This is a genomic window from Paenibacillus radicis (ex Xue et al. 2023), assembly GCF_024722015.1.
In the GTDB taxonomy this organism is placed as follows: domain Bacteria; phylum Bacillota; class Bacilli; order Paenibacillales; family NBRC-103111; genus Paenibacillus_S.
Genome location: NZ_JANQBD010000004.1, coordinates 25,192 through 51,490, shown reverse-complemented (window position 1 = coordinate 51,490; position 26,299 = coordinate 25,192). Strand labels below are relative to the sequence as shown.

General features: G+C 43.9%; 19 protein-coding genes. 4 read left to right on the top strand and 15 right to left on the bottom strand.

The window, feature by feature from the left end; genetic code table 11:
* Positions 1–2: 2 nt before the first annotated feature.
* The 3 genes from NV381_RS06875 to NV381_RS06865 all read right to left on the bottom strand — a co-directional run bounded on the left by NV381_RS06875 (position 3) and on the right by NV381_RS06865 (position 4,308).
* Positions 3–815, bottom strand: a complete 813-nt coding sequence (locus tag NV381_RS06875) for an ABC transporter permease (protein ID WP_258212533.1) — start codon at positions 813–815, stop codon at positions 3–5.
* On the bottom strand, positions 815–1,864 hold the full coding sequence (locus NV381_RS06870; RefSeq protein ID WP_258212532.1) for an ABC transporter ATP-binding protein: 1,050 nt from the start codon (positions 1,862–1,864) through the stop codon (positions 815–817). The genes NV381_RS06875 and NV381_RS06870 overlap by 1 nt, the downstream gene beginning before the upstream one ends.
* A 170-nt stretch (positions 1,865–2,034) precedes the next feature.
* On the bottom strand, positions 2,035–4,308 hold the full coding sequence (locus NV381_RS06865) for an AraC family transcriptional regulator (RefSeq protein WP_258212531.1): 2,274 nt from the start codon (positions 4,306–4,308) through the stop codon (positions 2,035–2,037).
* A gap of 240 nt (positions 4,309–4,548) precedes the next feature.
* Between NV381_RS06865 and NV381_RS06860 the strand changes: the two genes are divergently transcribed.
* A complete protein-coding gene (locus tag NV381_RS06860) occupies positions 4,549–5,835 on the top strand; it encodes an MFS transporter (RefSeq protein WP_258212777.1) in 1,287 nt (428 codons plus the stop codon).
* 26 nt (positions 5,836–5,861) lie between these two features.
* Here the strand turns inward: NV381_RS06860 and NV381_RS06855 are convergent, their stop codons facing one another.
* The 3 genes from NV381_RS06855 to NV381_RS06845 all read right to left on the bottom strand — a co-directional run bounded on the left by NV381_RS06855 (position 5,862) and on the right by NV381_RS06845 (position 11,836).
* The gene (locus NV381_RS06855; protein WP_258212530.1) at positions 5,862–6,467 is read right to left on the bottom strand and encodes a pentapeptide repeat-containing protein; all 606 of its coding nucleotides are present in this window, start codon (positions 6,465–6,467) and stop codon (positions 5,862–5,864) included.
* Positions 6,468–6,657: 190 nt separating this feature from the next.
* Entirely contained in the window at positions 6,658–10,920 is a 4,263-nt protein-coding gene (locus NV381_RS06850; RefSeq protein ID WP_258212529.1) for an S-layer homology domain-containing protein, read from the bottom strand.
* 238 nt (positions 10,921–11,158) lie between these two features.
* On the bottom strand, positions 11,159–11,836 hold the full coding sequence (locus tag NV381_RS06845) for an SIMPL domain-containing protein (RefSeq protein WP_258212528.1): 678 nt from the start codon (positions 11,834–11,836) through the stop codon (positions 11,159–11,161).
* A gap of 379 nt (positions 11,837–12,215) precedes the next feature.
* Between NV381_RS06845 and NV381_RS06840 the strand changes: the two genes are divergently transcribed.
* The 3 genes from NV381_RS06840 to NV381_RS06830 all read left to right on the top strand — a co-directional run bounded on the left by NV381_RS06840 (position 12,216) and on the right by NV381_RS06830 (position 15,067).
* Positions 12,216–13,259 carry an ABC transporter substrate-binding protein gene (locus tag NV381_RS06840; protein ID WP_258212527.1) on the top strand — a complete coding sequence of 348 codons (1,044 nt, stop codon included), beginning with the start codon at positions 12,216–12,218 and terminating at the stop codon, positions 13,257–13,259.
* A 99-nt stretch (positions 13,260–13,358) separates the two neighbouring features.
* A complete protein-coding gene (locus NV381_RS06835; protein WP_258212526.1) occupies positions 13,359–14,273 on the top strand; it encodes an ABC transporter permease in 915 nt (304 codons plus the stop codon).
* Positions 14,273–15,067: an ABC transporter ATP-binding protein gene (locus NV381_RS06830; protein WP_258212525.1), complete on the top strand. Its 795-nt coding sequence runs from the start codon at positions 14,273–14,275 to the stop codon at positions 15,065–15,067. The genes NV381_RS06835 and NV381_RS06830 overlap by 1 nt, the downstream gene beginning before the upstream one ends.
* 77 nt (positions 15,068–15,144) lie before the next feature.
* Here the strand turns inward: NV381_RS06830 and NV381_RS06825 are convergent, their stop codons facing one another.
* The 9 genes from NV381_RS06825 to uxuA all read right to left on the bottom strand — a co-directional run bounded on the left by NV381_RS06825 (position 15,145) and on the right by uxuA (position 26,213).
* The gene (locus NV381_RS06825) at positions 15,145–15,966 is read right to left on the bottom strand and encodes a carbohydrate ABC transporter permease (protein WP_258212524.1); all 822 of its coding nucleotides are present in this window, start codon (positions 15,964–15,966) and stop codon (positions 15,145–15,147) included.
* On the bottom strand, positions 15,966–16,898 hold the full coding sequence (locus NV381_RS06820) for a carbohydrate ABC transporter permease (RefSeq protein ID WP_258212523.1): 933 nt from the start codon (positions 16,896–16,898) through the stop codon (positions 15,966–15,968). The genes NV381_RS06825 and NV381_RS06820 overlap by 1 nt, the downstream gene beginning before the upstream one ends.
* Positions 16,899–16,972: 74 nt before the next feature.
* The gene (locus NV381_RS06815) at positions 16,973–18,313 is read right to left on the bottom strand and encodes an extracellular solute-binding protein (protein WP_258212522.1); all 1,341 of its coding nucleotides are present in this window, start codon (positions 18,311–18,313) and stop codon (positions 16,973–16,975) included.
* 172 nt (positions 18,314–18,485) lie between these two features.
* Positions 18,486–20,048, bottom strand: a complete 1,563-nt coding sequence (locus NV381_RS06810; RefSeq protein WP_258212521.1) for a response regulator transcription factor — start codon at positions 20,046–20,048, stop codon at positions 18,486–18,488.
* On the bottom strand, positions 20,026–21,804 hold the full coding sequence (locus NV381_RS06805; RefSeq protein ID WP_258212520.1) for a sensor histidine kinase: 1,779 nt from the start codon (positions 21,802–21,804) through the stop codon (positions 20,026–20,028). Before NV381_RS06805 ends, NV381_RS06810 begins: the two co-directional genes overlap by 23 nt.
* Before the next feature lie 21 nt (positions 21,805–21,825).
* Positions 21,826–23,181 carry an extracellular solute-binding protein gene (locus NV381_RS06800; protein WP_258212519.1) on the bottom strand — a complete coding sequence of 452 codons (1,356 nt, stop codon included), beginning with the start codon at positions 23,179–23,181 and terminating at the stop codon, positions 21,826–21,828.
* Between the two features lie 328 nt (positions 23,182–23,509).
* Positions 23,510–24,259: an alpha/beta hydrolase gene (locus NV381_RS06795; protein WP_258212518.1), complete on the bottom strand. Its 750-nt coding sequence runs from the start codon at positions 24,257–24,259 to the stop codon at positions 23,510–23,512.
* 32 nt (positions 24,260–24,291) lie between these two features.
* Positions 24,292–25,140, bottom strand: a complete 849-nt coding sequence (locus NV381_RS06790; RefSeq protein ID WP_258212517.1) for an SDR family oxidoreductase — start codon at positions 25,138–25,140, stop codon at positions 24,292–24,294.
* Positions 25,137–26,213, bottom strand: a complete 1,077-nt coding sequence (gene uxuA, locus NV381_RS06785; protein ID WP_258212516.1) for a mannonate dehydratase — start codon at positions 26,211–26,213, stop codon at positions 25,137–25,139. Before uxuA ends, NV381_RS06790 begins: the two co-directional genes overlap by 4 nt.
* Positions 26,214–26,299 lie beyond the last annotated feature (86 nt).

Below are 26,299 nucleotides of genomic sequence, written 5' to 3'. Positions count from 1 at the left end.
TATCACCCCCCATTAATTGTCAAGCGTTTGGCTGCTTTCATCCAGAGAAGCCTGCTGATGATAATCATCACAATAGCCCACGCAAGCTGCTCAAATAAGGATTCAACCATATGCCAACCGGATAAGCGCCCTGTATATATGGAAAGAGGAATATAAGCCATAGCTTGAAACGGTAAATATTCCAGCACAGTTCTCATAGCAGCCGGGAAAAATTCAAATGGAATCAGGGTGCCGGCAAAAATATCAACCATAGCTCTCTTAGCTATCTGAACTCCGAACGTATTCGTCGTTAAGAACGATATCATCATCACAATGGAGTTCAAGCTAAAAGCTACCAGAAAGCCAATGACTAAACTGACCATGAAGCCAAGCGCCGCATACAGATCCGCTGGTGGCGATATGCCCAGGATAAAAATAAGCAGCAGCATGGCCGGTACATTTACCCACAGCATTTCTACGACGAAGAAACCCGCAGCTTCCACAAATCGCTGCAATTGAAAATCTACAGGTCGGATCAAATCAAGTGCTATATCTCCTGATCTAACCCTCCTCGCAACCTCATAGGTAGGCGCACGTTCTGCCGGTGACCATCTGGCAAAGTTAATGGTTTGCCCTACCATCACATAAGTGATAAGCTGCTGCCACGGCATCACGGCATCCGTTGAATACTGATAGATGGCTTTCCAAAGCATGAAGTATAGAACACTGAACATGAGCGTTGAAACCAAGGTCATAATAAAGTCGAACCTGAATTGCATCCTTTGGCGAACCGCAATCCGTGACATACCTGTTAGGCGCTGTACAGCTTGCAGCATCAGTTAACAGCCCCCTCAAGGGTCAGTTGGCGCTGCTTCTTCGGACTGCCTTCTAATCCTTCCCGGTAGATCCTGCTGATCAGTGCATCCACACTCTCATCTTGCATCGTCAAGTCACGCGGATTATATTTGTCCAGCAGCAGCTTCAATAACTCGGATGTATCGGTCAAATTCTGATCGTATGTAATTCGGAGAACCAGTTCTTCAACCTGAACACTAACTCCCAGTTTATTTGCAAATACTTTGGCGGCTGCCTCTGCCGTATACGGCTCATGGAAAACCGCTCTAATTTGCCGCTCCGTCGCAAAGTTATCCTTAATATACTGTAGGCTGCCATCATAGATAAGCTGTCCTTTATCAATTATCATGGTCCTGTGACAAAGTCTTTCAATATCGTTCATATCATGTGTTGTTAAAAGAAGGGTGACTCCTTTTTCCCGGTTGATCTTTTCAATAAAGGCTCTGATTCGTTCCTTGGCAACTACATCCAGCCCAATGGTGGGTTCGTCGAGAAATAAGATATCAGGATCATGCAGCAATGCAGCTAAAATCTCACATCGCATTCGTTGTCCCAATGACAACGTTCTCACTGGACGTTCAAGAAGATGCTCTACCTCCAAAATCTCAGTAAACTCCTGTAAATTTCTATTGTAGTTCTCCCACGAAATACTGTACATATACCGCAACAGGTCATAGGAGTCTTTGACCGGCAAATCAAATAACAGCTGGCTGCGTTGACCGAACACAACTCCGACTTGATAGCTGCTCAGCTTACGATTTTTATGCGGCGGTATGCCGGCTACAAGAATACTTCCTCCACTCGGCTCCAAAATGCCTGTGAGCATCTTGATCGTAGTCGATTTCCCCGCACCATTGGGTCCCAGATAAGCGACGCTTTCCCCTTTTTCAATAGAAAAGCTAATCCCTTCTACAGCTACAACCTCCCGCTTTTCGGGACTTATCAAACTGCTTAGCATTCCGAAACGGCCTTTTCTTCTGACAGTCGTTTCGAATACCTTCCTTACTTGGTTCACTTCAATCAACGGCATAGCTCCAAACCCCTCTCTGGTGCGAAATTCGTCTTATTATAGCAGAAAATTACCAAAGTGTGGAAAAATATTTTAATTTTTTGTAAATTATCAGAATTGATTTAGCTTTCGGTGGATACAAAAAAACCGGCTATTCCTTTACAAAGGAATACCGGCAGATTGAGGCTATGTTATAGTTTCGTTTGGCTTTCCCTATATTGACCTGGGGTCACTCCCGTAATCTTGCGGAAGGTTCGGATAAAGCCAGTCGAGCTATTATAGTTGAGGCGTTCGGCAATTTCGGAAATTTTAAGATTAGTCGTTTCCAGCAGCTTCTTGGCCATATTAACACGATAATCCGTCAAGTAATCAATAAAAGTAACGCCGATTTCTTTCTTAAATACTCTGCTTAAATAAACAGGATGAAATTTGAGCTGATCTGCACATGATTCCAATGATATGTCTTGATCATACTGCTCATGGATCAATTGAACCATTTGATGAGCTGTATTCAAGTACTGTGACTCAACGCGCTGCTTCACGAACGCAAGGGTTGGAGGCAGCAGCTCCTTTTTGAACCAAGCCGATATGCCTTGTGCTGTATTCAGCTTCATAAATTGGCTAACGATTGAATTGGTACCAATTAAGCTGTCCAACGATCCCCCTTGCTGCTGAACCAGCTGATAGATTCGGGTAATCAATTGGAGCATTAATATTTGATAATCGTTGAACTTGACGCCCCGTTCCATGATCGAGGCCACATACTTATCATAATGCTCGAAAGCTGAAACATCGTCCCCTACTTTAAGCGCATTAATAAAGTACTCCTCTATATGGTTCAGAGAAGCGATGGCGCTTCCCTTATTCCCGTTCACCGAATCAATATCATCATATTGAAGAATGATATCATTGCCCAGACTGATTCTTCGCTTCAAGGCTTCCAATGCTTCCGTATAAGCGTCCATAGCATCGGTGTATTTGTAGAAAGGACGACTGATGCCAATGCTAATATCCAACTGCAGCAGCTCATGTACCTTTGTCTTGATCAGCTCGGACGTCTCATAGAAGATTGCCTTTAGCTCTTCCGGATCAACCGTGTCACTCGCCAACAGCGATACTTGCGATTGGTCCAGCAGCAGCGTACCCAGCATCCGCTCTGCGGGGATCAACTCACCCACTATGTTATTGATAGCAAATAGCAGCAGCTCCTTGTCCCGCTCCAAATACCGCGTATCCTGCAGCGTATCGATCTGCAGAGTTAGCACTCCTAAAGCTTTCTTTTGGTTCGTGAAGCCATAGGTTTCGCATTTGAATGTAAATTCACTTTCTGTAATTTGCCCCATAAATAGCTTGAGCAGGAAAAATTCTTTCATCTGGGGCAGCTGAACATTATGAAGCTGTTGAAGCTCCTTACGTGTGCTGAATAAATTATTGAAGCGATCCTCCAAATAAGCAAATTCATCCTTCTGCCTCAGGTCTGTAGATTCGCCTTCCATCTTTTCCATAGTAACGAACAATTTGCGGATGGGTGTATACATTTTCCGGCTTCCGTAGAAAGCAGCGGCAGCGAATAAAATAATAATTACCAAGCAAGCGTTCAAAGTTATGAGAGCAATTTTCTTAGATTCCTTAGTTATCTCATCTATGGAAGCAACCGAAACGTAAGACCAATTATTGTATTGGGCAACCTTGAAATTGACGGCTAAATCATCGCCTTTAAACAAACCTGTTGTCGTGGACGCAAGCTTCAAGTTATTTATTATGTCTTGATCCAGGGGTGGCGAGCTGTAGCTAGCCAGAAACGGCTCTCGCTCAGCATTCAATACATAAATTCTTCCCAATTGAGCGTTTTGGGTCAAATAGCTTTCCAAGACACTGTATGACATGTTGATTATCAATAACGCTCTAGGTTTGGAGCTGGCAGTTACTATGGGAAGCTTAACGACCAGCCGGATTGTATCCATGGCTAGTTTATCTCCGTTAGCCGGAGGCTTCTCTTTGGCGGGGTCTGAGGCAATCCAGAATAAATTTTTGGAATACTTCCCGTATTCAACAAGTGCCTCTTGATTAGCAAAGCTTGAGGCCGGAGTAAAGCCGCTGTTGCTGATCATCCAATCCTGCTCCAAATTGATCAGATAAGTTCCTGATACTCCCGATAGGGACTGCACATGGTACAAGCCTCTGGCGAGGTCAGTTATGGGGCCAAAATCTTCACTCGTCAAATTACTATAAAGTGAATCCAATACCATAGTGGAATTCAAATATTGCACAGCCGCCAATTCCACACTTTTTAATACTTGCTCGATTCGCATTTGATTTTGCAAAAGAATTTGTTCATTTCCTTTATTAACTTTCAACTCAATATCCTGTGATGCGATATAGTATGAAACAGACCCAATAGAAGCAACAGGTATGAATACCAGCAATAAGGTGAACACAAGCAATCGATACAAGTATTTAGGCAATGTAAGACAGCTCCTACTCTAGCAGTATTAAATATACGTATGAAAACGTAATCATGATTCGTAATACCTATTATAACAGAAAGCCAAAGCTGCCGCGACGACTACTTCAATTCTCTGGATCCTGAATATGCGTTTAAGTTAGGCAAGCCTGGAAATTTTATGATGGAAGGAGTCTATGGCTTCATATACAATAGGGGAGGGCAACGTAAAATACCATCAAGAGGAATTCAGGTGACATGGATGAAGTCGGAGTATAAGGTTCTTAGGGACAACATAAGAAATAACTTGTGGAATGGTATCTTCTGGTCCATTGGCTTTAATTTTGTCACGCCTTTTATCGGTGTGCTAGCGTCACGTCTTGGAGCTACTAATAGCGATTACGCACTTTTGTCCTCGATTCCAGCATTGCTGACCTTATTGCTGACCTTGCCGGCATCTATGATTATATCCCGCTTCCGTAAGCAGAAACGTATCGTTGGCGGTTTAATTTTATTATGCCGTTTTTTTTATTTTCTCTTGATCTTCGTTCCTTATCTCAATGTTTCGCCAATCATAGCCTTAATTTTACTGGTCGGCTTATATAATGCCTTCAATTCAGTTATCGCTGTAGCTTGGCAATCGATGATGGGAGAGATACTTCCAGCCTCTTACCGCAATCGCGTATTAGCGCAGCGTAATATTTGGACCGGATTTTGCGGAATGATCATTGCATTTGTCGCGGGCTGGGGAATTGACCTGCTCCCTTTTCCTTACGGCTATCAGATTGCATTTAGCATCGGCTTTGCCGCGGCTATAGTGGAAACTTGGTATTTTATGAAGCTGCGTATTCCAAGCGAGGAAATTAAGGGGACGGATCCAGAATCAGATTTGCAATTACAGGCCAATCGCCAGGATACTTCTGTCAAATGGATGGAGCGGTACAACTTAAACCATGGAAGAGCCTATTATTTATTTTGCTTAAGTGCCATCATATTCATCTTTTCCTGGCAAGCGGTTTGGCCGATATTTACCAAAGTCAAGGTAGACACTTTGCTCGCTACCAATACTATGATGAGTATAGATACTATCATCGGTGCTGTCGGAGCTTTATTGGGCTTCCAATTGTGCGCGCGTATAGCAGATCGTAGGGGAACAGGGTGGACTTTGTTCGGATCAGCGTTACTGCTTGCCATCACACCCTACTTCTGGCTGCATGTTCCTAATATGAACTGGGTATATGTCTACGATTTTATCGGCGGCATTGCTACAGCAGGCTTTCAACAATCTATATTTAACCGTCTGCTGGAAATTGTAACGGACTCCAGACGTCAGAGAGCTATAGCCGTTTACACTACGCTAACCCAGGTATCTGCCATCTTTGCGCCCATCGTCGGTATGCAGCTGTATTCCCATGTAACCTACGAAGCCTGTATGACCCTGCTCGGCTCGGCCCGAGTCGTCGGCTCACTATGCTTCTTGGTTATACTGTCCCCTGTGCTACTGCGGTGGGCCGGCAAGGTGTCCCAAGACCGTAAGCAGGCTCTATAATAAGTCTGCTTACGGATGCAAATCCATTAATCAATCTTCGCACCAAAGGAGCGCAAAAATGCAACTGCCTGCAAGGCATCCATACGAACTCCTTTGACATCCATCGCCTTCATGTCGACACCTTCCATTATAGCCCCTCTCAGATCAGCACCTTGAAGCTTCACCTTTCCAAGCTGTGTTCTGGATAAATCCGCGTCTCTTAAATCAGCTTTCTCCATACTGCAGCCATTCAGATCAGCCTCAAAAAAACGAACCCCGCGCAAATTTTGCTTCGCCAAGTTTACATTCCTGAGATTCGTATACGACCAATCCCCCCCACGAATCGTAATCCCGTCCAGCTGCGCCGTGTTGAAATCAGAGCCTGTCATCTTACATTCCGTAAAAGCAGCCACAAACAGATTCGCACCATAGAAGCTGCAGTTCAAAAATGCGGTTTCCGCATGTGTGGAGGCATTAAGTGAAGCGCCTTTAAAATTACATTCGATAAAACGGCAGCTGCTCGTGCTCACCTCTTGCAAATTGGTATGGCTAAAGCTGCAGCGTGTAAACGTACATCTAATGAGCTCCCCATCTCTTTGATCAACGTGGCTGAAATCTTTTCCTTCATAAGTTTGATCTATATACTGGTACATGGTTATCCACCCAAGTCTTTTTTTATATAAGTATATCATGCACGAATCCCAAAGAAAGGGCGTTCAGAAACATGTCATATTTTCATAAAATGATACCCATTAGATAAGCTGTGTGACATCGATGGAATTAACTCAAAAGAAAGGAACCGAAAGCTCTATCAAGCCTCCGATTCCTCACAGTATCCCAATATTAATTATTATAAAGAACTACTACAATAGATTCAATAATACCACTTGGTGATTTTATATTAACTGTAAATCTATACATATAAGGATCCATGTATATAATTTGTCCCTGTGAATTGATAATAACTTTTCCATCTATACTACCACCAAGAGTTCGAGCATCAGAAATCGTGTAAGTGAGCTTTAAGAACGATGCATATTTTTGAATTAGCTGATCTGTCAATATGTTTCCATTGTCGTCCCTATAAGTGCCAGGTGTACGGTCAGATATAAATTCATCACCGAATTGGTCGACAGCTGTTAGCTTGGTCCCTAACAGAGTATCCCATACGTATAGCCCACTACTTATTCTCTGTAAAAGACTAGACTTATTCACACTTACATCATGTCTTTCAAGTTTCAACTTTGTAATATTTAAAGGTTCATTCTTGGAAGTTACATCTAACTGCTGTGATTTTTGCTCACCAACAACCGTTTTATAAACTATATTCATTTTACTTGTTCCTACAGTTAAGCCTGCAATGAACTTCGTATACGTTGCATCAATAACAGTTGAATTAGAGCTGGTGACAGATACTATATTGTTTGTAGGTATTGAAACAAAAGAACCGTCACTCGTTGTAGCGCTTAGTTTAATTTCTTTAGTGAATTTAGGATAATTTACTCTAACATAAGTAGCATCTGTTACTGCGTTAAGATAGTTACCTACAGCCAATAGAGTGTTGTTAACCCCATTATCAACATAAGCAGTGTAAGATAGTTGGTTCTCCGCTTTATTCGGATCGAGTACTTCCAAATTAGTGTATAAGGTATCAAGTTCTACTCTAGTCGCTACACCGCCACCGCCACCTCCTCCACTGCTACCTGATCTGACATTTCCAGCAGAGCTGGCAGAACTGAAATTACTAGGTATACTCTCATATAATTTTATTGTAAAAATGTAAGCAGAGTCAGCTAAAGCATTTTTAGTAGTGAATTTAAAGGATTTATCGAATACATCTTCCAATGTCATGGATCTATTATCCTCATAATTACCTATTGATTCCACATATCTGGTTGCAAATACTTCTTCACCTGCAACTGTAGGAACCCATTTAAACTTTTTGGATGTTCTTGCGGAAGAATTCCCATTTGGATTTGCTACATCACTGCTGCTTAACGTGAAACCGTAATTACTATTATTATTTAGAGAAGTTGCACCCTTAATCCCCATCTCAACAAAGAAATATCGGCCCAAAAATTGACTGAACTTAAATTCTTCCCCATACTGGTCATATATTTTAATCTTAAACTCATTATCGGCATTATCAACCATATATTTATTAGGTATTTTAGAGTAACGTACCTCTTGCGCTATGCGAGTTGAACCAACGAATACATTTAGTTCTGCCTGTATGCTGGGATCTTCCTTCAGACTAATCTTAATACGTTGAAGTCCTTTACGGTCTACACTTGCTATCCAAATTTGACCCAAAAAGTCACCTGAAGTTACAATCTCAGAGCCACGAATCAGGCTAATTCCGACTGTACTGCTGATCTCAAATAAACCACTATAAAATGCATTTACAATCTCCTCAGAAGTAAATGGTTTTCCGGATGCATCCTTGAATAGGATAGGAACAAACAATTTCTTATCTGTATCCATATCATCTATATATCTATCTCCTTCAGCCAATGTGTACGAATAGCTGCCAAAAGATAGTCTGGAAGTACCGATCGAGCCTGTTGTCAGAAAAAGCGGTTTCTCCAACACTGTTGTTTCACCGGCGAGCACACTAATTTTATTAGCAGTCCCTTCAGTAAAGCCACTTAGTTTTGCAGTCAAAGTGTAATTTGTACCTGCAGGGACATTCGTGATGATAAATTGCCCATCAATACCAGCTTTTGCTGTAAAAACAGTCCCTTCTACAGTAACAGTTGCCGATTGCTCTATCGGTACTCCATCTGCTCCCAACACGTACCCTTTTATTGTACCAGTGTTTACACCTGGAGTACTGGTCAACGCTTTTACTTTTATAGGGTTAAATTCTTTTTTGATACTAAGCCCCTGTTTCTCAATGAGAGCTGTCAAAGCTACTACCACATCTTCTTCCCCTGCACTAGGGCGCTTTACGACGCCGTCATTACTGACAATTGCTGCATTTGTTGAATACCAAGCAATGGTCGTGTTATACAGACCTGTCTTCTCCAGTTGAAGGTCTTTGGTTACGTTCTCTGCATCATCGCCAGCCTTGAATTGGATAGAGACACTCGATTTAGCTGCTTCCAAATCCTCTAAAACATACTTTTTCAATAAGCTGATTTTTTCCTTAGCATCCTTCAGAAACTGATAATTACTAAGACTAGCTTCTGCAGCACCTACCTTCAAAGCATTGTTAGTTGCAATATCGGCTGCTAAGATCTGCTTTTCAACAGCATTACTATATTCTGTAAATGCTTCAATGGCATCAATAGCATTGTTTGCAAACTGAATCAATCCATTCTTCAAGTCATCCGAAACGGATACTGAGCCTCCCACTCCGACTGTTATGGCAATGGTCCCGATAATGGTTGCGTCTCCTGATAAAGAGACCTTACTATTTGCTTGTATACTTCGCACATTAGTTCCAGATCCAATAGATAAGGCAGCCCCTGTCGCAGTGGCAGCAATCGTAACCTTATCTATATTAACTGGTCCATTCAACTCCAGCTTCGTATTTACAGCGGATACATTAACCTGCTCTAGACTAGCGTTGGCATCCGTAGATATTGTTGCACTTGCCTCGATATTAAGCAATTTAATAGCAGTTTTTCCGGTTGGGCTTCCTGTAGGTGCCTCCAGCTTAATTGCTGTGTTAGCCGCTGCAACAGTTACTGTCCCATTAATGCTGCCTCTTAAAACTACGGTTTGGTTTGAAGTTCCACTCCCTAATGTAATGTCGCCAAGTGAACCATCAATGGCTTCAATAATTGCTTGGGAATATACACTGGTAGTAACAACTTCAGTACCTTCTGATGACTCGACTCTGACTTTCTGAGTTTGATTCTTAGCATCTACTTTCAAGAAATTAACTTTTGACTTTTTCAATTTAATTGATTTCGAGCTTCCAGATAAGATCTCGATACTATTGGCTTGGACGTTTCGCAGCGTTATTTCTCCACCTTCACCTGGATTAAGCGTCAGTGTACCCGTAATAGTCGTTGTACCGCTTAAAGGGCCATATTCTCCAGCTGTGTTGAGAGTCAGATTTGAATATGTGCCACCCTGATTCATTAGGACTTCTGCAGTTGGTGTGGCACCTCTATTACTGCTTCCACCGCCACCTCCTCCGCCACCGATAGAAGCGAATCCCGTAAATGTAATACCTGTGTCTTTTCCTTTATAGCTAAGCTTGTACACAGTATTAGCTGATTGCGAGTTCGTCGTCAGCACAACCACTGTCTGGCTGCCGCTCTTCAACTCTGCACTTGAGACAGTCAAACTGTTATCGAACGTAAAGTCAGCCTTGTCTACATTAGAAACCGCTTGATTGAAAGTAACTTCTATTGAAGTGCTATTGATTGCTGAAACTGAACTAACAGCGCTTGTTATTATGCTGCTCTTCGTAAGCTCCGTAGCTTTTTCTAATAACTTCTCTTTGTTATTTTTGAATTCATACGCCAGACGAGCAAGCGCTTGTCTCTCCGCATTCTCTTTGGGATTGAAGTTCAATGAGCTGTCTTTACCCTCAATACCATTTACAAATCCGATCTTATAAGCCAATGATACTTGAGCCTTAGCCCAATCAGATACTTCGTTCAAATCTGCTAGCTTAGCATCAATCGGAAGCTTAGCGGCTGTTGTTTCCAAACCAAATGCACGAATAAAAAATACAACCAGTTCTTCCCGTGTAACCTTGGCGTCCGGCGAAAAAGTTCCGGCAGAAGTTCCTTGTGTAACACTTGACTCTACCAAAGCACCTACAAATCCTCGGTACCAACTGGTTGTACTAACATCATTAAATACGGATGCTTTGTCTACGTTTTCCTTTAACCCTAAGGACAGCACAATAATTTTAGCTAATTCAGCACGACTCATTGATTTGCGGGGTTGGAAAGAGCCATCCTCATAACCTGAAATAACTCCATCATCCACTAATGCTAGAATTTCCTTCTGTGCGTAAGAATCCGAAATGTCCTTCAATGGAGTTACTGCAGCCCCCCATACCAATGTTGGAGCAAGTGAGCTAAACAACAGAACTGAAGCAAGAACCGCACTGATTTTACGACGTATACCTTTGAACAGCATGAAATCTCTCCTATTCTCTTTCTATTTAGTAATAAATGACTAGCCAGGTCCAAAAAATGGAAAATTAGTTATTAAGTCATGATTATAGTAAATACTAACCAATAAATATATAAGCATAAAGTCCCTATTCTTCTATATTTTTCTTTAATCTACACATTTTTATTTTTTACGACAACAAAAAAAGAACCAGAGAATTCATTCACCGGTTCTTCATATACAACATCGTTGTACTTCGTAACTAATAATAAAAATATTGTGACCTTACGGAAGCGGCAATTTTCAACTCGCCCGGTTGAATCGGGGTTGCAGCAGCTTGAGCAAACAGTTTGGCCTGATAGGGAGAGGGAACCGCCGATGGAGACATTTCTTCAACTTTACCTGGAAATTTATTCAGAGTCACACCTAAAGTGCTAGCGATAGTTAGTGCCTTGCGTTCACCATTTTTAACAGCTAAAGCTAGAGCCTGGTTGTAGTAAGCTTCCGGGTGCGCCACAGTAAACTGTATGTTTGATACTGAATTCGCACCGTTGTTAACGGCTGTATCAATAACAATGCCGGTTTGGTCAATTTTATTAATAGTAACCTGGAGCAGATGCGTCACCTTATACCCCCGAAAGGTTTGTTTTCCTTCCTCATAGTTATATTCCATATCTATTCGGTAATCGAAGGTTTGAATGTTCTCTTGTGGAATGCTGAGTTTTAGCAGTGCATCTATTACCTTAGCCATAGCTTCGGCATTTTTCTTTTGGGCTGCAGATAGGCTCAGGTTCTCCATTATTACACCCAGTTCGACAACTGCCTTGTCAGGAGCCGCAGAAACCGTCCCTTCACCAGTGACTTCTATAGTTGGACGATTATTCATTAGGGTGTGACTATTCATCATCGGAGCCGGGGGCAAGGTTTGATTGTAATACATGGTACCAACCGCCTTTCTCATAGTCATCTACTGAATAATGTATTTGACCGTTATTTCTAAAATAACTGCTCTTGAATTTATTTCTATGAACCTTGCTGAATCAGCTTTATTAACCAAAAACAATTCCCATTATATTACATAAATAAAAAGATCCATTCCATACAATTTGTTCCAAAATAGGCTGTTTTAAGTGAAAATATTTGACGAAACTAGGATGTAGAATTAAACTATGGTTAAATATGCTTGCGCATGCGTAGGTCCTTTTGATCAATCTTCGCTTTAGCGCTTTTCCCGATTAAATAGCAGGATCATATTCCGATGTCCCTACGATAAACATGCACAAGCAAACTTACTTAACTTATCGAGAGGGGAATTATTTTTGAAAAAGAAAACTTGGGTATCGCTAGTATTGGCAGCAGTCCTATTAACCGCTGTAGGCTGTGGGCAAAAACCGGGAGCAAGTAATACAGAAGCTCCAGCAGCCAATGGTTCCGCCAAACCTGAACAAAAGACGTATAAAGTTGCCATCTCACAAATCGTCGAGCACCCGTCACTGGATGCCACCAGACAAGGCTTCCTGGCAGCATTAAAGGATGCTGGAATAACAGAGGGCAGCAATTTGAAGCTCGATTACAATAACGCTCAGGGTGATCAAACTAATAATTTATCTATCGCTCAGAAGCTAGCTTCTGCTGATAATGATCTTGTGTTCGCTATTGCAACACCTTCGGCCCAGGCTGTCGTGCAGCAAGTAAAAAAATCTCCTATCTTATTCGCAGCTGTGACCGATCCTATCGCTGCCAAAGTTGTTAGCAATGTGGACAAGCCGGGCGGCAACGTCTCCGGGGCATCCGATACAAATCCGGAAGCCATTACACGGCTGATGGATTTCATAGCAAGCAATTTTCCCAAGGTAAAAGCGGTGGGTCTAGTCATTAATGAAGGTGAATCCAATGCGGTTGTTATGGGGAATAAAGCCGAGGAAGCACTTTCCAAGCACGGTATCAAGCTGATTAAAGCTCCAGTAACTAATACCTCAGAGGTTAAGCAGGCGGCGCAATCATTAGTCGGTCGGGTTGACGCTCTCTACATCACATTAGACAACACAGTAGTAAGCGGAGTGGATACTTTACTGCAAATTGCAAAAGATAAGCATATTCCTTTCTTCTCCAGCGATCGTGATACGGTTGAAAAAGGTGCTTTTGCTACATTTGGCTTCAAATATTACGATCATGGATATCAAGTCGGACAGTTGGCTGTTGATATTCTAAAAAACGGCAAAAAAACGGCTGATATGAAAGTAACGGTTCCTGATAAGCTGGACCTTATTCTAAATTTAAAAGCAGCTAAAGATCAGGGCATTGAAGTTACTGAAGCAATGAAAGCTGTTGTTAAGGATAAAGAAAAAAACATCATCCAGTAAGTAAAACTGATTACGGGAGTGAACGTCTTGTTCGTTCACTCCTGTTTTGATTAAAGCTTATGGTAAGCTTTCTACGAAAACTCTCAGGAGGTATTCATTATGTTTGAATCGCTATACGGCGCGGTTGAATTAGGCCTGCTGTATGCCTTGATGGCGCTTGGCGTATATATCACGTTCCGCATCCTGGATTTCCCCGATTTGACTGTGGACGGCAGCTTCACAACGGGCGGGGCTATTGCGGCCATCATGATATCCAACGGCTATGCACCTGTAATCGCCTGTTTAGCTGCTTTCGTTGGCGGTCTCGCGGCTGGCGCATGTACAGGACTATTGCATACAAAAGGTAAAATCAACGGATTGCTATCCGGAATTTTAATGATGATTGCGCTTTATTCGATTAATTTGCGAATTATGGGCAAGCCGAATATTTCCTTGCTCGGCTCTGACACCCTATTCATTAATATTTCCCCCTTTACTCTCATGCTGAACATCGTAATTGTTGTCAAGCTGATGCTCGATGCATTTCTCCATACTGATTTAGGGCTGGCTCTTAGAGCTACCGGCGATAATTCCAGAATGATACGAAGCCTCGGTGCCAACACAGATACCACTACCATTCTGGGAGTTAGCCTATCCAATGGACTGGTAGCACTTTCAGGTGCACTCATTGCCCAGCAATCCGGGTTTGCAGATATCTCAATGGGAATCGGCATGATTGTAATCGGATTAGCCTCCGTTATTATCGGTGAAGCTATCTTTGGAGCGCGTACCGTCTTTTTCGCTACGCTTGCTGCGGTGCTTGGATCTATCGTCTATCGTATTGTCGTTGCACTCGCTCTCCAAGTGGAATGGTTAAAAACATCCGACCTTAAGCTCATCACCGCCATTATAGTTATTGTTGCTTTAGTGCTTCCCTCACTACGGCGCACTATCAAGCAGCGTGCTTTGGCCAAGAAACGCTCTGCCGAATTGATTGCCTTCGCCCTGGGTCAAAAAACGGGAGGTGAACGCTGATGCTTCAGCTCTCCAATGTTTCCAAGTTATTTAATCCCGGAACAGCCGACGAGAAGATCGCCTTAATCGATATCAACTTGATGCTGAATCCAGGCGACTTCATTACCGTTATAGGCAGCAACGGTGCAGGTAAATCAACATTAATGAACATCATCTCCGGCGTCATGACTCCGGATACGGGCGAGGTTCGGATTGAGGGAAATACAATCCACCAGCTTCCTGAATACAAGCGCAGCCAATGGATTGGGCGTGTCTTTCAGGATCCAATGGCTGGTACAGCGCCTCGTATGACCATTGAAGAGAATCTTGCAATGGCTTATGCTCGAGGGAAACAACGAGGGCTTGGTTTTGGAGTTACTTCGAGTAAACGCTCGTACTTCCATGAACAGTTGCAGCGACTGGGTATAGGTCTGGAGAACAGGCTTCGGGCTAAGGTTGGATTATTATCCGGTGGAGAAAGACAAGCTCTAAGCCTCTTGATGGCTACCTTCACGAGACCGCAAATATTGCTGCTTGATGAGCATACTGCTGCGCTTGACCCGGCCAGAGCGGAATTAATAACACAATTGACCAAGGATATAGTTTATGAAATGAAGCTGACTACCCTTATGGTTACTCATAATATGGAGCAAGCTATTCGTCTTGGCAACCGCCTAATCATGATGGATAAAGGCCGAATCATTCTGGATGTAAACGAGCAGCGGAAAAAAGATTTAACTATCGAGCAGTTGCTTGGCGAATTCGAGAAAATTAGCGGCAGCAAATTATCCGATGACCGCGTCGTGCTGGGTTAACGAAAATATACCAAACCAAATCAGCCATGTCCGCAGCGTTTGCGGCATGGCTGATTTGGTTTGGATCTCCATAACGTTTACTTAACGGCTCCGCCTGTCAAACCTTTGACGATTTTTTCCTGGGCGAAGAAGTAAACCAGCAAAATCGGCATGCTTGCCATTGTTAAAGCAGCCATTAAAGCAGGAACATTAACTGTCAGCTCGCCATAATATTTTTGCATGCCGAGAGGAAGCGTCATATTCTCAGGACTGGTGATCAATACAAGCGCAAATATAAATTCAGTCCAAATATGAATAAAATTATAAATAACAATGGTGGATAGCGCAGGAGTAATCATTGGCAGAATGATATTCCAAAAGATTCGCGCATGCGTACAGCCATCAATCTCAGCAGCTTCTTCAATTTCGCGCGGCAGCTCTGACATAAACTGAGTAAGGATAAAGATCGAAATCGGCAAGCTGAACGCAATGTAGGGTCCAAGCAGCGCCATCAGCGAATCATACAGCCCCATATCCTGAGTCAGCTTGAATATAGGAATTAATGTGGAATGGATAGGCAGCATCATCCCTGATACAAATAGCATAAACAGCACCTTGCTCATGCGAAATCGAATTCGGCTTAACGGATAGCTCGCCAAGGCTGCAAACAAGACGATTAGCAAAACCGATATGGCTGTAACGTAAAAGCTGTTTACAAAATAGCTGGTCAAACCTTTCTCAAATGCCATCACATAGTTGCTGAACTGAACCGGCACGAATAAAGAAAAAGGATCCATAAAAAACATTTCCTGCGTTTTAAATGAGGTCAATACCATGTACAAGAAAGGGTATCCGGTAAAGACTAGTAAAAGTAGGGACAGGATATATAAAGGAATGGTCTTGAAGGTTCTCAGCGCCATTAGACCGCCCCCTTCTTCTTCCGGTTATATTCCATATATTGAATAATTCCAGCGACGAGAAAGGCAAGCAAGAACATCATAAAGGCAACTGCGCTCGCAAATCCCATATTGAAATGGACGAAGGCTTGTTTATACATATAAATTCCTAGCAATTCCGTACTGTTGTTGGGGCCGCCACCAGTCATTATGTAGAAAATATCGAATGCTTTAAGAGAACCGACTATCGCTAATATAGAAGACGTTACAATCGTTGGAACCAGCATAGGGAAGGTTATCCGTGAAAAACGTGTCCATGGTCCAGCTCCATCAATCGACGCAGCTTCATATAATTCCTCGGAAATCCCTACTATAGCTGCTTTAAACAATATCATATAAAAAGGAGCATATTGCCATACAACTACAAGCAATATTGAAGCCATAGCTGTTTTTGCTTCACTCAACCATGCTACATTTTCAATGCCAAACAATCCTATTAATCGATTAATGGAGCCGTTCAGCGGATCGAACATAAATACCCAGAGTAGGCCGATTGCTACGGTTGACATCAAGAAGGGCATGAAGTAAACCGTTTGAAAAAAACGCATTCCCTTAATCGGAGCGAACAGCAGAAGCGCCATAAGCAGCCCTAGAGGAATTTGCAGAAATACGGAAGCCAGTACCACTTTCAGGTTATTGCCTAGAGAGCTCCAAAAAACAGAGTCAGCAAACAGCTTGGCATAGTTATTCAAGCCTACAAACGTTTTGTCAGGCCCGCCCTTCCAATCATAGAGGCTGTATTGAAGCGTTCCGATAATCGGATACACCATATAGAGCAAATAGACCAGCAAAGCAGGAGCTATAAATAAGGCCACGGTTACTCTTTTGGTCAGGACTCTTTTTCTTCTCATCTGCGTTTGTGTTACTTTGGCTAGGGTAGCAACCGTTGTATCCATGACTATCACATCCTCCATGCCATCAGGATAAAGAGAGGATATCCCCTCTCTTTATCCACCTAAGGCTGCTATTCTTATTTAAGAATTTGCTTCGCTTTCTCTTCCATCTTCTTAGCCGCTTCTTCCGGAGTCATGGACAATCCGAAAATAGCCTGCGTTGTATCCTTGTGCAGCTCAGCCAGGTCAGGAGGCAGTGTCTGGTCATACGGCCAGTGAATATCCTTGGCCTTGTCAACGTATACCCCGAGGCGTTTCGCGAATTCATCCTTGTAAGTAACACCTTTTACACCGACAGGAGATCCGGTACGATCCGAGTAGTTTTGTGCCGTTTCTTGACTTGACAGCTCTTTAATAAGCTCGATGGCCAGATCCGGGTTTTTAGTTTTAGCGGATACAGACCACACCGGTGCGGATGCTCCACCAATGTCAGATGGATCGCCCTTACCTCCGGGAACTGTTGGGAATGGGAAGAAATCAAGCTTCTTCTCAAATGTAGGAGCTTCCGTCCTTACATTGTTCACTATAGAATTAGACATAACGAGCATAGCGGCTTGCTCTGTATAAAGAATTTGTCTGCCCTGCCCCGCATCCCATGGAATTCCGTTAAAGCCTTTGTTGAAGGCATCTCTCTTAACCAAATCTTGAATCAGTTTTCCAGCTTGTACATATCCATCGTCATCAAAGGTTTTGCCGGTACGTCCAAGGGCGCTTTTGAACAATTCAGGTCCTGCGACGCGATCGGCCAAATACATGAAATAGTAAGCTCCCGGCCATTTAGGCTGGTTAGCCAAAGTGAATGGTATTAATTTATTTTGCTTCAATGTATCAATCACGGTCATAAACTCTTCCCATGTAGCAGGCTGCTTGATGCCGTATTTGGCAAATATATCTTTGTTATACCAAACCATAGTAACGGAGAGGCCCAATGGAACTCCATAATTTTTCCCGTTAAATGTAGCGTTATCCAGCACCGTCTTTACATATGAATTAGCATCGATTTTGCCGGTGATGTCCAGTACATTGCCTTGAGTAACGAACTCCTTTAACCAGCCTCCGCCCCAGGAATGGAACACATCAGGAGGATTGCCGCCCGACATGGCAACAGCGAACTTTTGTTTGTAGGTATCATTAGGGGTTTGTAATGCCTTTACTTCAACATTCGGATGTTTTTTCTTAAAGCGTTCAACGGCTTCCAAGTACACCTTTTCCTTATCGCCCGGATCAATATACCAAAATTCCAATGTCTTTTTCTCTCCGGCCTTGCTTGCATCCGCTGCTTTAGTCTCAGCCGGCTTCTTGTCATTGTTAGTAGGGGTATCCGTTTTGCCAGCTGAAGTAGTTGCCGGTGCTCCGCCGCCACAAGCTGCCAATAAAAGCATGGACGAAAGCGTCAATGATGTTACTGCTTTTTTCATGATTCAACCTCCCTATTTTTCCTGCAAACGATTTCATTTTGACTTTGCCAAATTGTCCTCGTAGTTCTTATTGTAAGAAGATCTCGGCTTTTGATAAAGGAGAGTATCCTCAGATTCAGGTTAGAGAATGTTCGGGAAATTGAACTTATGATATGCCACAGCCTGGCTCGATCTATTTGCCAAACAGCTCATCTCGATATTCCGAAGGGGTTTGCGAGTAATATCTTTTAAATTGCTGGCTAAAATATTTGACATCCTCATACCCCACCGAGCGGGCGATTTCACTGATTTTGACGGACGGATCTATAAGCATCTCTTTGGCGAGCTCCAATTTCTCTTGTATCAGATAGTCTCCAAAGGTAGTTCCAGTCACACGTTTAAACACCTCGCTGAAATGTCCGGGATGAAGGTGAACGTAGCGTGCCGCTTCATGAAGACTCAGCTTCTGGTTTCCGATGTTCTGCTGTATATAAGCGATAGCCTGCTGAACATAAACCGCTGGGCCTTTGGAGACATTTAAATGATAAGCGTTCATAATGGTTTCCAAATATTGCTGCAGCTTGTCGCGCAGAGCCACATCGCCCTTCTCGCCGAATGAGGAATAATCAGCGATGCCTTCCTTTAACGCTTCCAGCTCTGCGGCCATTCTCTCCAGCCAACGAAACCCTGACAAGGCAAGAGACTGGATATAGGAGGAGTACGATTCATACGTGACCTCGGGATGCTCAAAATGCTCGGAAACACGAGTACCGATCCATTGGTTAAGCCTGATAGAATCGTTAGCCAATAGCAGCTGCGATAATTCAGCTTCCTCCTGACGCGAGCTAACCGTTCTCCAGCCCTTCCGCTCTCCGATACGTTCGTAGCTCAATATTCGTTCTTGCATAAATATTTCCCAGTACTTTGCAGTCTGCAAAGCTTTATGGTAAGAGAGGCTAAGCTCTTCAATCGTTCCCACTGACGGTCCGGAAGCACAATACAGCGTGCATTTCAATAGCCTCTCGATTTCCGGAAACAGCTCACAGTAACACTCCTTTTCCTTTGAACCCTCGTCATATTTCATGACTGCCACCAGATACCGCTTACCTGCCAACGTCTCACAGGAAACGATCTCACGCAGCATATTCTCTACAGCGAATTGCAGCAGAAGCCCGCTGCCATCGGCATTTCCCCAGCCCTCCGCCTTAATCAATACCACTTGATAACAGCTTCGCTTACCTACATTGTCTGAGTCCTTGAACAGTGGGAAATATTCGCCCATCACTTGCTTGTCCGCTCCACCGTCTCCGGCCAATATTTTCTCAAACCAATGCTTCCTCATTTCTTTTTCCTTATGATACACTTTGCTGTTGGAGTTCCACTTGGAACGGATACGCTGGGCTGCTCGAAGCACCGCTTGTATAATGTCGCCGGGACGGCTCGTCTTGAGCAAATAATCACTTACATCGTTACGAATCGCTTGCTGCATATAGCTAAAATCGTCATAGCCCGACAGCATGATAATCTCCAGATCGGGGAACATCGCTTTAGCCTCTTTAGCTAAAGTTAGACCATCCATTTCTTCCATCCGAATGTCCGTCAACAACAGATCCGGCTTCTCTACCGGAATCCGTTCCAGTGCCTCCTCTGCAGATTCAGCAGGCTCAAGAAATTGAAAGCCCAGCTGCTTCCAATCAATTACCGTAGACAGACCTTCTCTAATAATCACTTCATCATCCACGATCATAATCTTCATCTTCATGCTCCTTTATCGGAATGATAAATGAAACCCGCGTACCTTGGCTCTCCTGGCTTTCCAGCTGCAATTGGGAGGAACGGCCGTAGTGAAGCAGCAGCCGCTCATTCACATTGCGTAATCCATAGCTTCCCGATTGATCCGCCGTGCTGCCGCTCAGCGGCTGCAGCAGCTCTACCGACAGCTTGGAGAGCTTCTCCTCCGCCATGCCTACCCCATCATCATGGACCATAAACCTCATGCCCCTCGGCTCTTGCACGGTACTAATATAAATCGTACCTCCCCGTTTACTTTTCTTCAGACCATGAATCATCGCATTTTCAACTAACGGCTGCAGCAGCAATTTCAGCATGGGAACAGCTGCTACTTTGGGATCAATGTGGAACTGAATATCGAATCTTTCTGGATACCGGATGGATTGAATCAAAGCATAGTTTTTCACATGATTGATTTCCTGTTCCACCGTGCAGTAATCCTTTCCCTTATTCAGGCTGAATCGCAGAAAATCACTAAGCGCTCCCACCATATCGGCGATCCGCTGTTCTTTACTCATCAGCGCAATCCAATGGATGGATGAAAGTGTATTATATAAAAAATGAGGGTTAATTTGCGCTTGCAGAGCACGGATATCCGCTTCTTTTTTCCGCGTTTCCAGCATAATCAGCTGCTCCTTAAGCCTCTTGATATGCTCGCCCAGCTTGTTATAGCTGCCGACCAGTTGGCCAACCTCATCCGGAGACTCGAATTGGTATAACGGCATAGGCTCGTTCGGATCGAAGCGGACCAAGTGACGCCGCAGTACCTTCAACGGTTTGGTAACATGGCGTACAACAAATAAAATTAAGCCTGACGTCAACACAGCTGCCAAAGTGACCGAAGTACCGGTAAGCAGCCATATAAATTGGTTTTCTTTACTGTACAGCTCGTAAGGCACCAAGCCTATGAGCGTCCAATCCAAGTCCGGTATCCGGTTATACAGCACCGTTTTCTTCTCATGACCTTGCCCATAATTGAAAAAACCGTCCGGCTGGGTCATCCCGGATAAGAGTGAGTCCGGAAACAAGGATTCCCACTGCTGCGAGAGCCATTCCTTTTTATTGCCTGAAATAACAGCATCTTGACGATTTAAAAGCATGATATCACCTTGCCCGACACCAAAATTAGGGCTTCCCAAATAGCGTGAAAGCACCGCTTCATTAAGGCTGATCGAGATAAAGCCAAGCTGATCATAATTCTCTCCGCTCTTGACGGCACGCAGAAAAGAAAATACATGCTCGGATCCGTGAATAGTCTGATTTTCATATAAAGAAGTCCATCTTTTCCCGCTTAAATCCCAATCCTCGATCACCTTCGATAAATTGGAAAAGTAAATGCTTTGCGTATGCAGCGGCATCGTTTTGTTTTTGGAGTAGATCGTAATGTTGGATATATACTCTTTGGATTGAATCAGGTTGCTCGTCATAGCTAATATTCGCGATCGCTCAGGAGAATCGAAGTCAAAACCGCTCATATACTGCTGCACATCTTTATCCCCTGTCAGAAATATGGACATGCCTTCCACATCTTGCGCTATAAATTGAAGCGTCGCCTGAATTCTTCGCAAGGAATCAATCCCGGTTTGCTTCGTTTTCTCCTCATTCACCCGTGCAGAAGTTGTATAAGAGAACGCCCCCAGAAAAAATAGAGGAATAACCGTCGATATAAGCATCATCACAGACAGCTTGCCTTGCAGGGAAGTGCTGAAAAAACGCCTCATTGGATCCTCCCTTTCATCCGTTCATCGAAATTTTCCGAGTACATTAGCTTGTGTGTCCTGCAGCTTCTTGGCCAATTCGTCAGGAGATCCGCCCTTCAGCAGCTCTTGAATTCCGTTGCTCAAAGCTTCGACTGCCGCTGTTGTTAATTGGGTTTCATATGCAGGCAGCAGCGTCACCTTATTGGTCAGCTGATGAAGCTCCACAAATAATGGATGAGCTTTTTTCCGGTCCACTTCAAGCTGATAGCTTACCAAGGTGTTGCTGTTCAATATGCTTCTTTGCGCTTCACGGTCGGACAAAGTGTAAATAAGCTTGAATGCCGCTTCCCTCTGCTCTCCTTGCAGCTGCCTGTTGACAGCAAACCCATTTCCCACAACACCAGATGTTGATAGAGGCAAGCCTTTACCTCCGGCTACAGTAGGAAACAACGTAATGTGCGTAGTCTCAAGCACGTCCTTGGGCGCTCCGGCAATCAGATTGCTGACAGCAGAGCCGCCATCAATAAACATCGCAGCTTGCTTCTGATAATACAGCTGCTCCATCTGAATATGATCGATATAGTTGAAGTTGCTTTGAAATGCCTGTGCCTTGGCAAGCTCCTGCATTCGAGAAAGCGCATTCACAAATATCGGATCTGTAAATCTTGCACCGTTCTGCCCCAGAACATCCATAAACCATCCAGTTCCGGTCACTCTGTTAGCCAGCGTACTGAAAATAGCAGACTGCGCAACCCAAGATGATTTGTTGCCCAGTGCAATCGGGATAATCCCTTGACGGTTGAATATGCGGATAGCGCTCAGCAGCTCGTCCCATGTTTCGGGTACTTTAACGCCGTATTGATCGAAGATTGCTTGATTGTAGAAGATGAAGGAAGATGGCGCCATCGACATGGGAACCGAGTATTTACTGCCATCGACAGTAAACGAATCGAAGGATCGCGGCATAAATCCGGCTGTCCATTCGGGCTTGGCTTTTAACAAATCATCAATGGGCTGGATTAATCCTCCTCTGACAAATTCGCGTGTCATGGAATCAGGCCAAATGAGGAACACATCCGGGAGCTCTCCGGCGGATGCCATCGTCTTTAGGCGTGATCTGTAAACATCCCGAATGATGGGCTGAGCGCGCAGCTCTACATGCGGATTGTCCTTCTGGAAGCGCTCCAGCAGCTTGCGCATCGTTTCGGAGGTCGAGTCTTGTCCCATCCAATCATGCCAAACGGTAAGCACGATCTTATTTTTACCGTCCGCCCCGCCTTTCATTGTATCCGTTTGGATCTCCGGTGTAGATACGAGCGTACAACCTGCACCTATGGAACATATGAGAAGCAGGATGAACATGCCGCTGCTCCAACTCAGCCAAGAATGTTTGACCATCAAACTTCCTCCCTGCTATTTTTTTATTACTAAAGACGAACCAATTAGCTGTTAAACCTACTTCCTGCTGTAAAAGGCATGAGGAAATCGTGACAACATAGGAGAGGAAGAATCGAATCCTGGATCTCATCGTGAAAAACGGCCGCGCAGCAATGGCAGCGGAAATGCTTGATTCATGGAAATGCGGGGATAATAGACGGCTGCATACTGCAGTTGGCAAGCTGGAGCTTTAAGCTAATGAACAGGAGGGCTCTGCAATTATAGCAGCAATTGTCCAAAAGCTATTATTGCAGCTCCCTCCTACCCTTTCAATCTAACAGAACAATACTTAAGCAGAAAAATGAGTTTTCAAGAACGCTTCCATTGTTTGGACTGACTTTTGCTGCGCAGGAGTAGCAACGCCATATCCGAAGCCATGGCCTACTCCCTCCAGAACCTCTAACTCTGAATGTACTCCGCTCTCGAGCAGAGCTTCATGAAAATACGCCACTTGTTCATACGGTGTCGTCACATCCGCATCCCCCTGAATAATCAGAAATGGCGGCTCTGTTCCCGTAATTCGGTTATACGGGGAGGCTTCACGATACAGCTCTTCATTGCCTTCCCATGGACAACCCATAAATTGAGGAATGAAATCCCCGTTCATTTCCAAGGTTGTCACAGGGCAATAAAGAATGACGGCCTGCGGATATGACTCCTTGTACGCAGCATCCAATGCTAACATAGCAGCTAAGTAGCCGCCCGCCGATGAGCCGATAACGACAATCCGTTCCGGATTGAAGCCGAATCTGAAGGACTGCTTTTTCATATATTGCATGGCGCTATGTACATCTTCCAATTGGGCGGGATACACCGCCATATCCGTTAATCGGTAGCCCGCGGAAGCAGACATATAACCCAATTGAGCGAAATACTTGGCAACATCGTGCCACTGTTCTTTACTGCCTTTTGCCCATCCTCCGCCATGAATAAACAGCAAGGCTACTTCCTCTCTAGGAGCCTCAGGAGCATAGAAGTCGATTTTCCATTTCTCATTACCTTCTGCATAGGCTTCATCCAATTTCTCATCAAACAGCATGTGATCCTTTCACTCCTAATCCGTTCTTTAATCTACACACCCGAGTAGGCCATAAAACCACCGTCAACCGGAACCGTAATGCCGGTTACGAAGCCGGACATCGTATCGTCAGCCAGCCATATTAACGTACCGAGCAAATCATCCGGCTTGCCGAATCTTCGCATTGGGGTATGAGTAATAATTTTGTGAGACCGCTCGGTTAAAGACCCGTCTTCATGGGTCAGCAGCCTACGATTTTGTTCCGTTAAGAAAAAACCGGGAGCAATCGCATTCACTCTAATTCCAGCATCCGCCATATGAACAGCCAGCCATTGTGTGAAATTATCAATTGCCGCTTTGGCTGCGCTGTACGCTGGCACCTTGGTCATCGGACTTGGTGCGCTCATTGAGGACATATTAATAACTACTGCGCCCTTCCGGTTAATCATTGCTTTGGAGAAAACCTGTGTGGGGATAAGCGTGCCTAAAAAATTCAAATTAAAAACATAGCCAATACCTTCAGCACTCAGGTCATAAAACGTAGTAATCTCTTTATTGGCTAAATCATCCAACTTCAGAGTTTCATTCGTTGTACTGCCTTTCGGATGATTGCCGCCAGCCCCATTTACTAAGATATCACAAATACCGAGCTTTTCCGCAACCATTTTTTCCGCTGCCTTAACACTCTCCACATTCAGCACGTCGCAGGCAACGGCAATGGCCTCCCCGCCAGCTTCTCTAATCTCATTAGCTACGTGTTCGCCTTTTTCAACAGTTCTATTTAAAATAGCAACCTTTACCCCATGTCTGCCAAGCTCCTTGGCCATCGCTGAACAAAGAACCCCGCTTCCACCGGTAATTACGGCTACTTTTCCTTTTAAATTCTCATTAAGGGTTATCATGAGGTTACCTCCTGTTTACTTCTTTCTAGTGAATCCCAAACGCCCCACAAATACATAATCCCGAGCGCCCGATCATAAAGCCCGTAGCCTGGTCTGCATTGCTCATTCCACAGATGTCTGCCGTGATCCGGTCTTGCGTAACCTGTAAAACCATTCTCATGATAAGCCTTCACTATACCGCAAATATCTACCGTGCCGTCAGATGCCCTATGGGAGGTCTCGATAAAATCGCCATTCTCATAAAGCCTTACGTTTCGAATATGGGCAAATGGAATCCGGTCCGCGAACTCCCTTACCATCGCTATGATGTCATTGTCCGGATTGACGCCTAGCGACCCGCTGCATAAGGTAACGCCGTTATAAGGGTTATCCACTAGCTTCAAGAGCCTGCGAATATTCGCCTGGTTCGTCATAATTCTCGGCAGGCCAAAAATGGACCAAGGCGGGTCATCCGGATGTATCGCCATTTTGATATCGTTAATTTCGGCTACAGGTATGATTTGCTCCAAAAAATACTGCAGGTTATTCCATAAATCTTCTTCCGTCACATGCTTATAGGCTTCAAAAAAACGGGAAAGATGCTTCAATCTCGCAGGCTCCCAGCCAGGCATTGTAAAGTCCGGATTGGCGGCAATTTTGCCAACAAGCTCCATTGGATCCATACTGTCAACCTTCGCCTTTTCATAGAAAAGAGCTGTAGAGCCGTCTTCCAATTCCTTAAACAGGTCAGTCCGAATCCAATCGAAAACAGGCATGAAATTATAACAAATGACCTTAACGCCAATCTTGCCTAAATGTTCAATCGTCTTTTTATAATTTGCAATATAGACATCTCTTGTCGGTAAACCGAGCTTAATGTCCTCATGAATATTAACACTTTCAACAACCTCAACATGGAAGCCGTGTTTGTCTGCAAGCTCTTTGACTTCGATAATTCGATCCAACGGCCATACTTCCCCTGCAGGCAAATCATGAAGCGCCCACACTATACCCTCCACCCCAGGTATTTGTTTGATTTGCGGCAAAGTTACCGTATCGTTACCCTCACCATACCATCTAAACACCATTCTCATCCGCTCATTCTCCCCAAAATGATAAATTTTAGAATTAAATAGTTCATTCACTTCTACTTGAAATATACTTGTATCCTTGTATACAT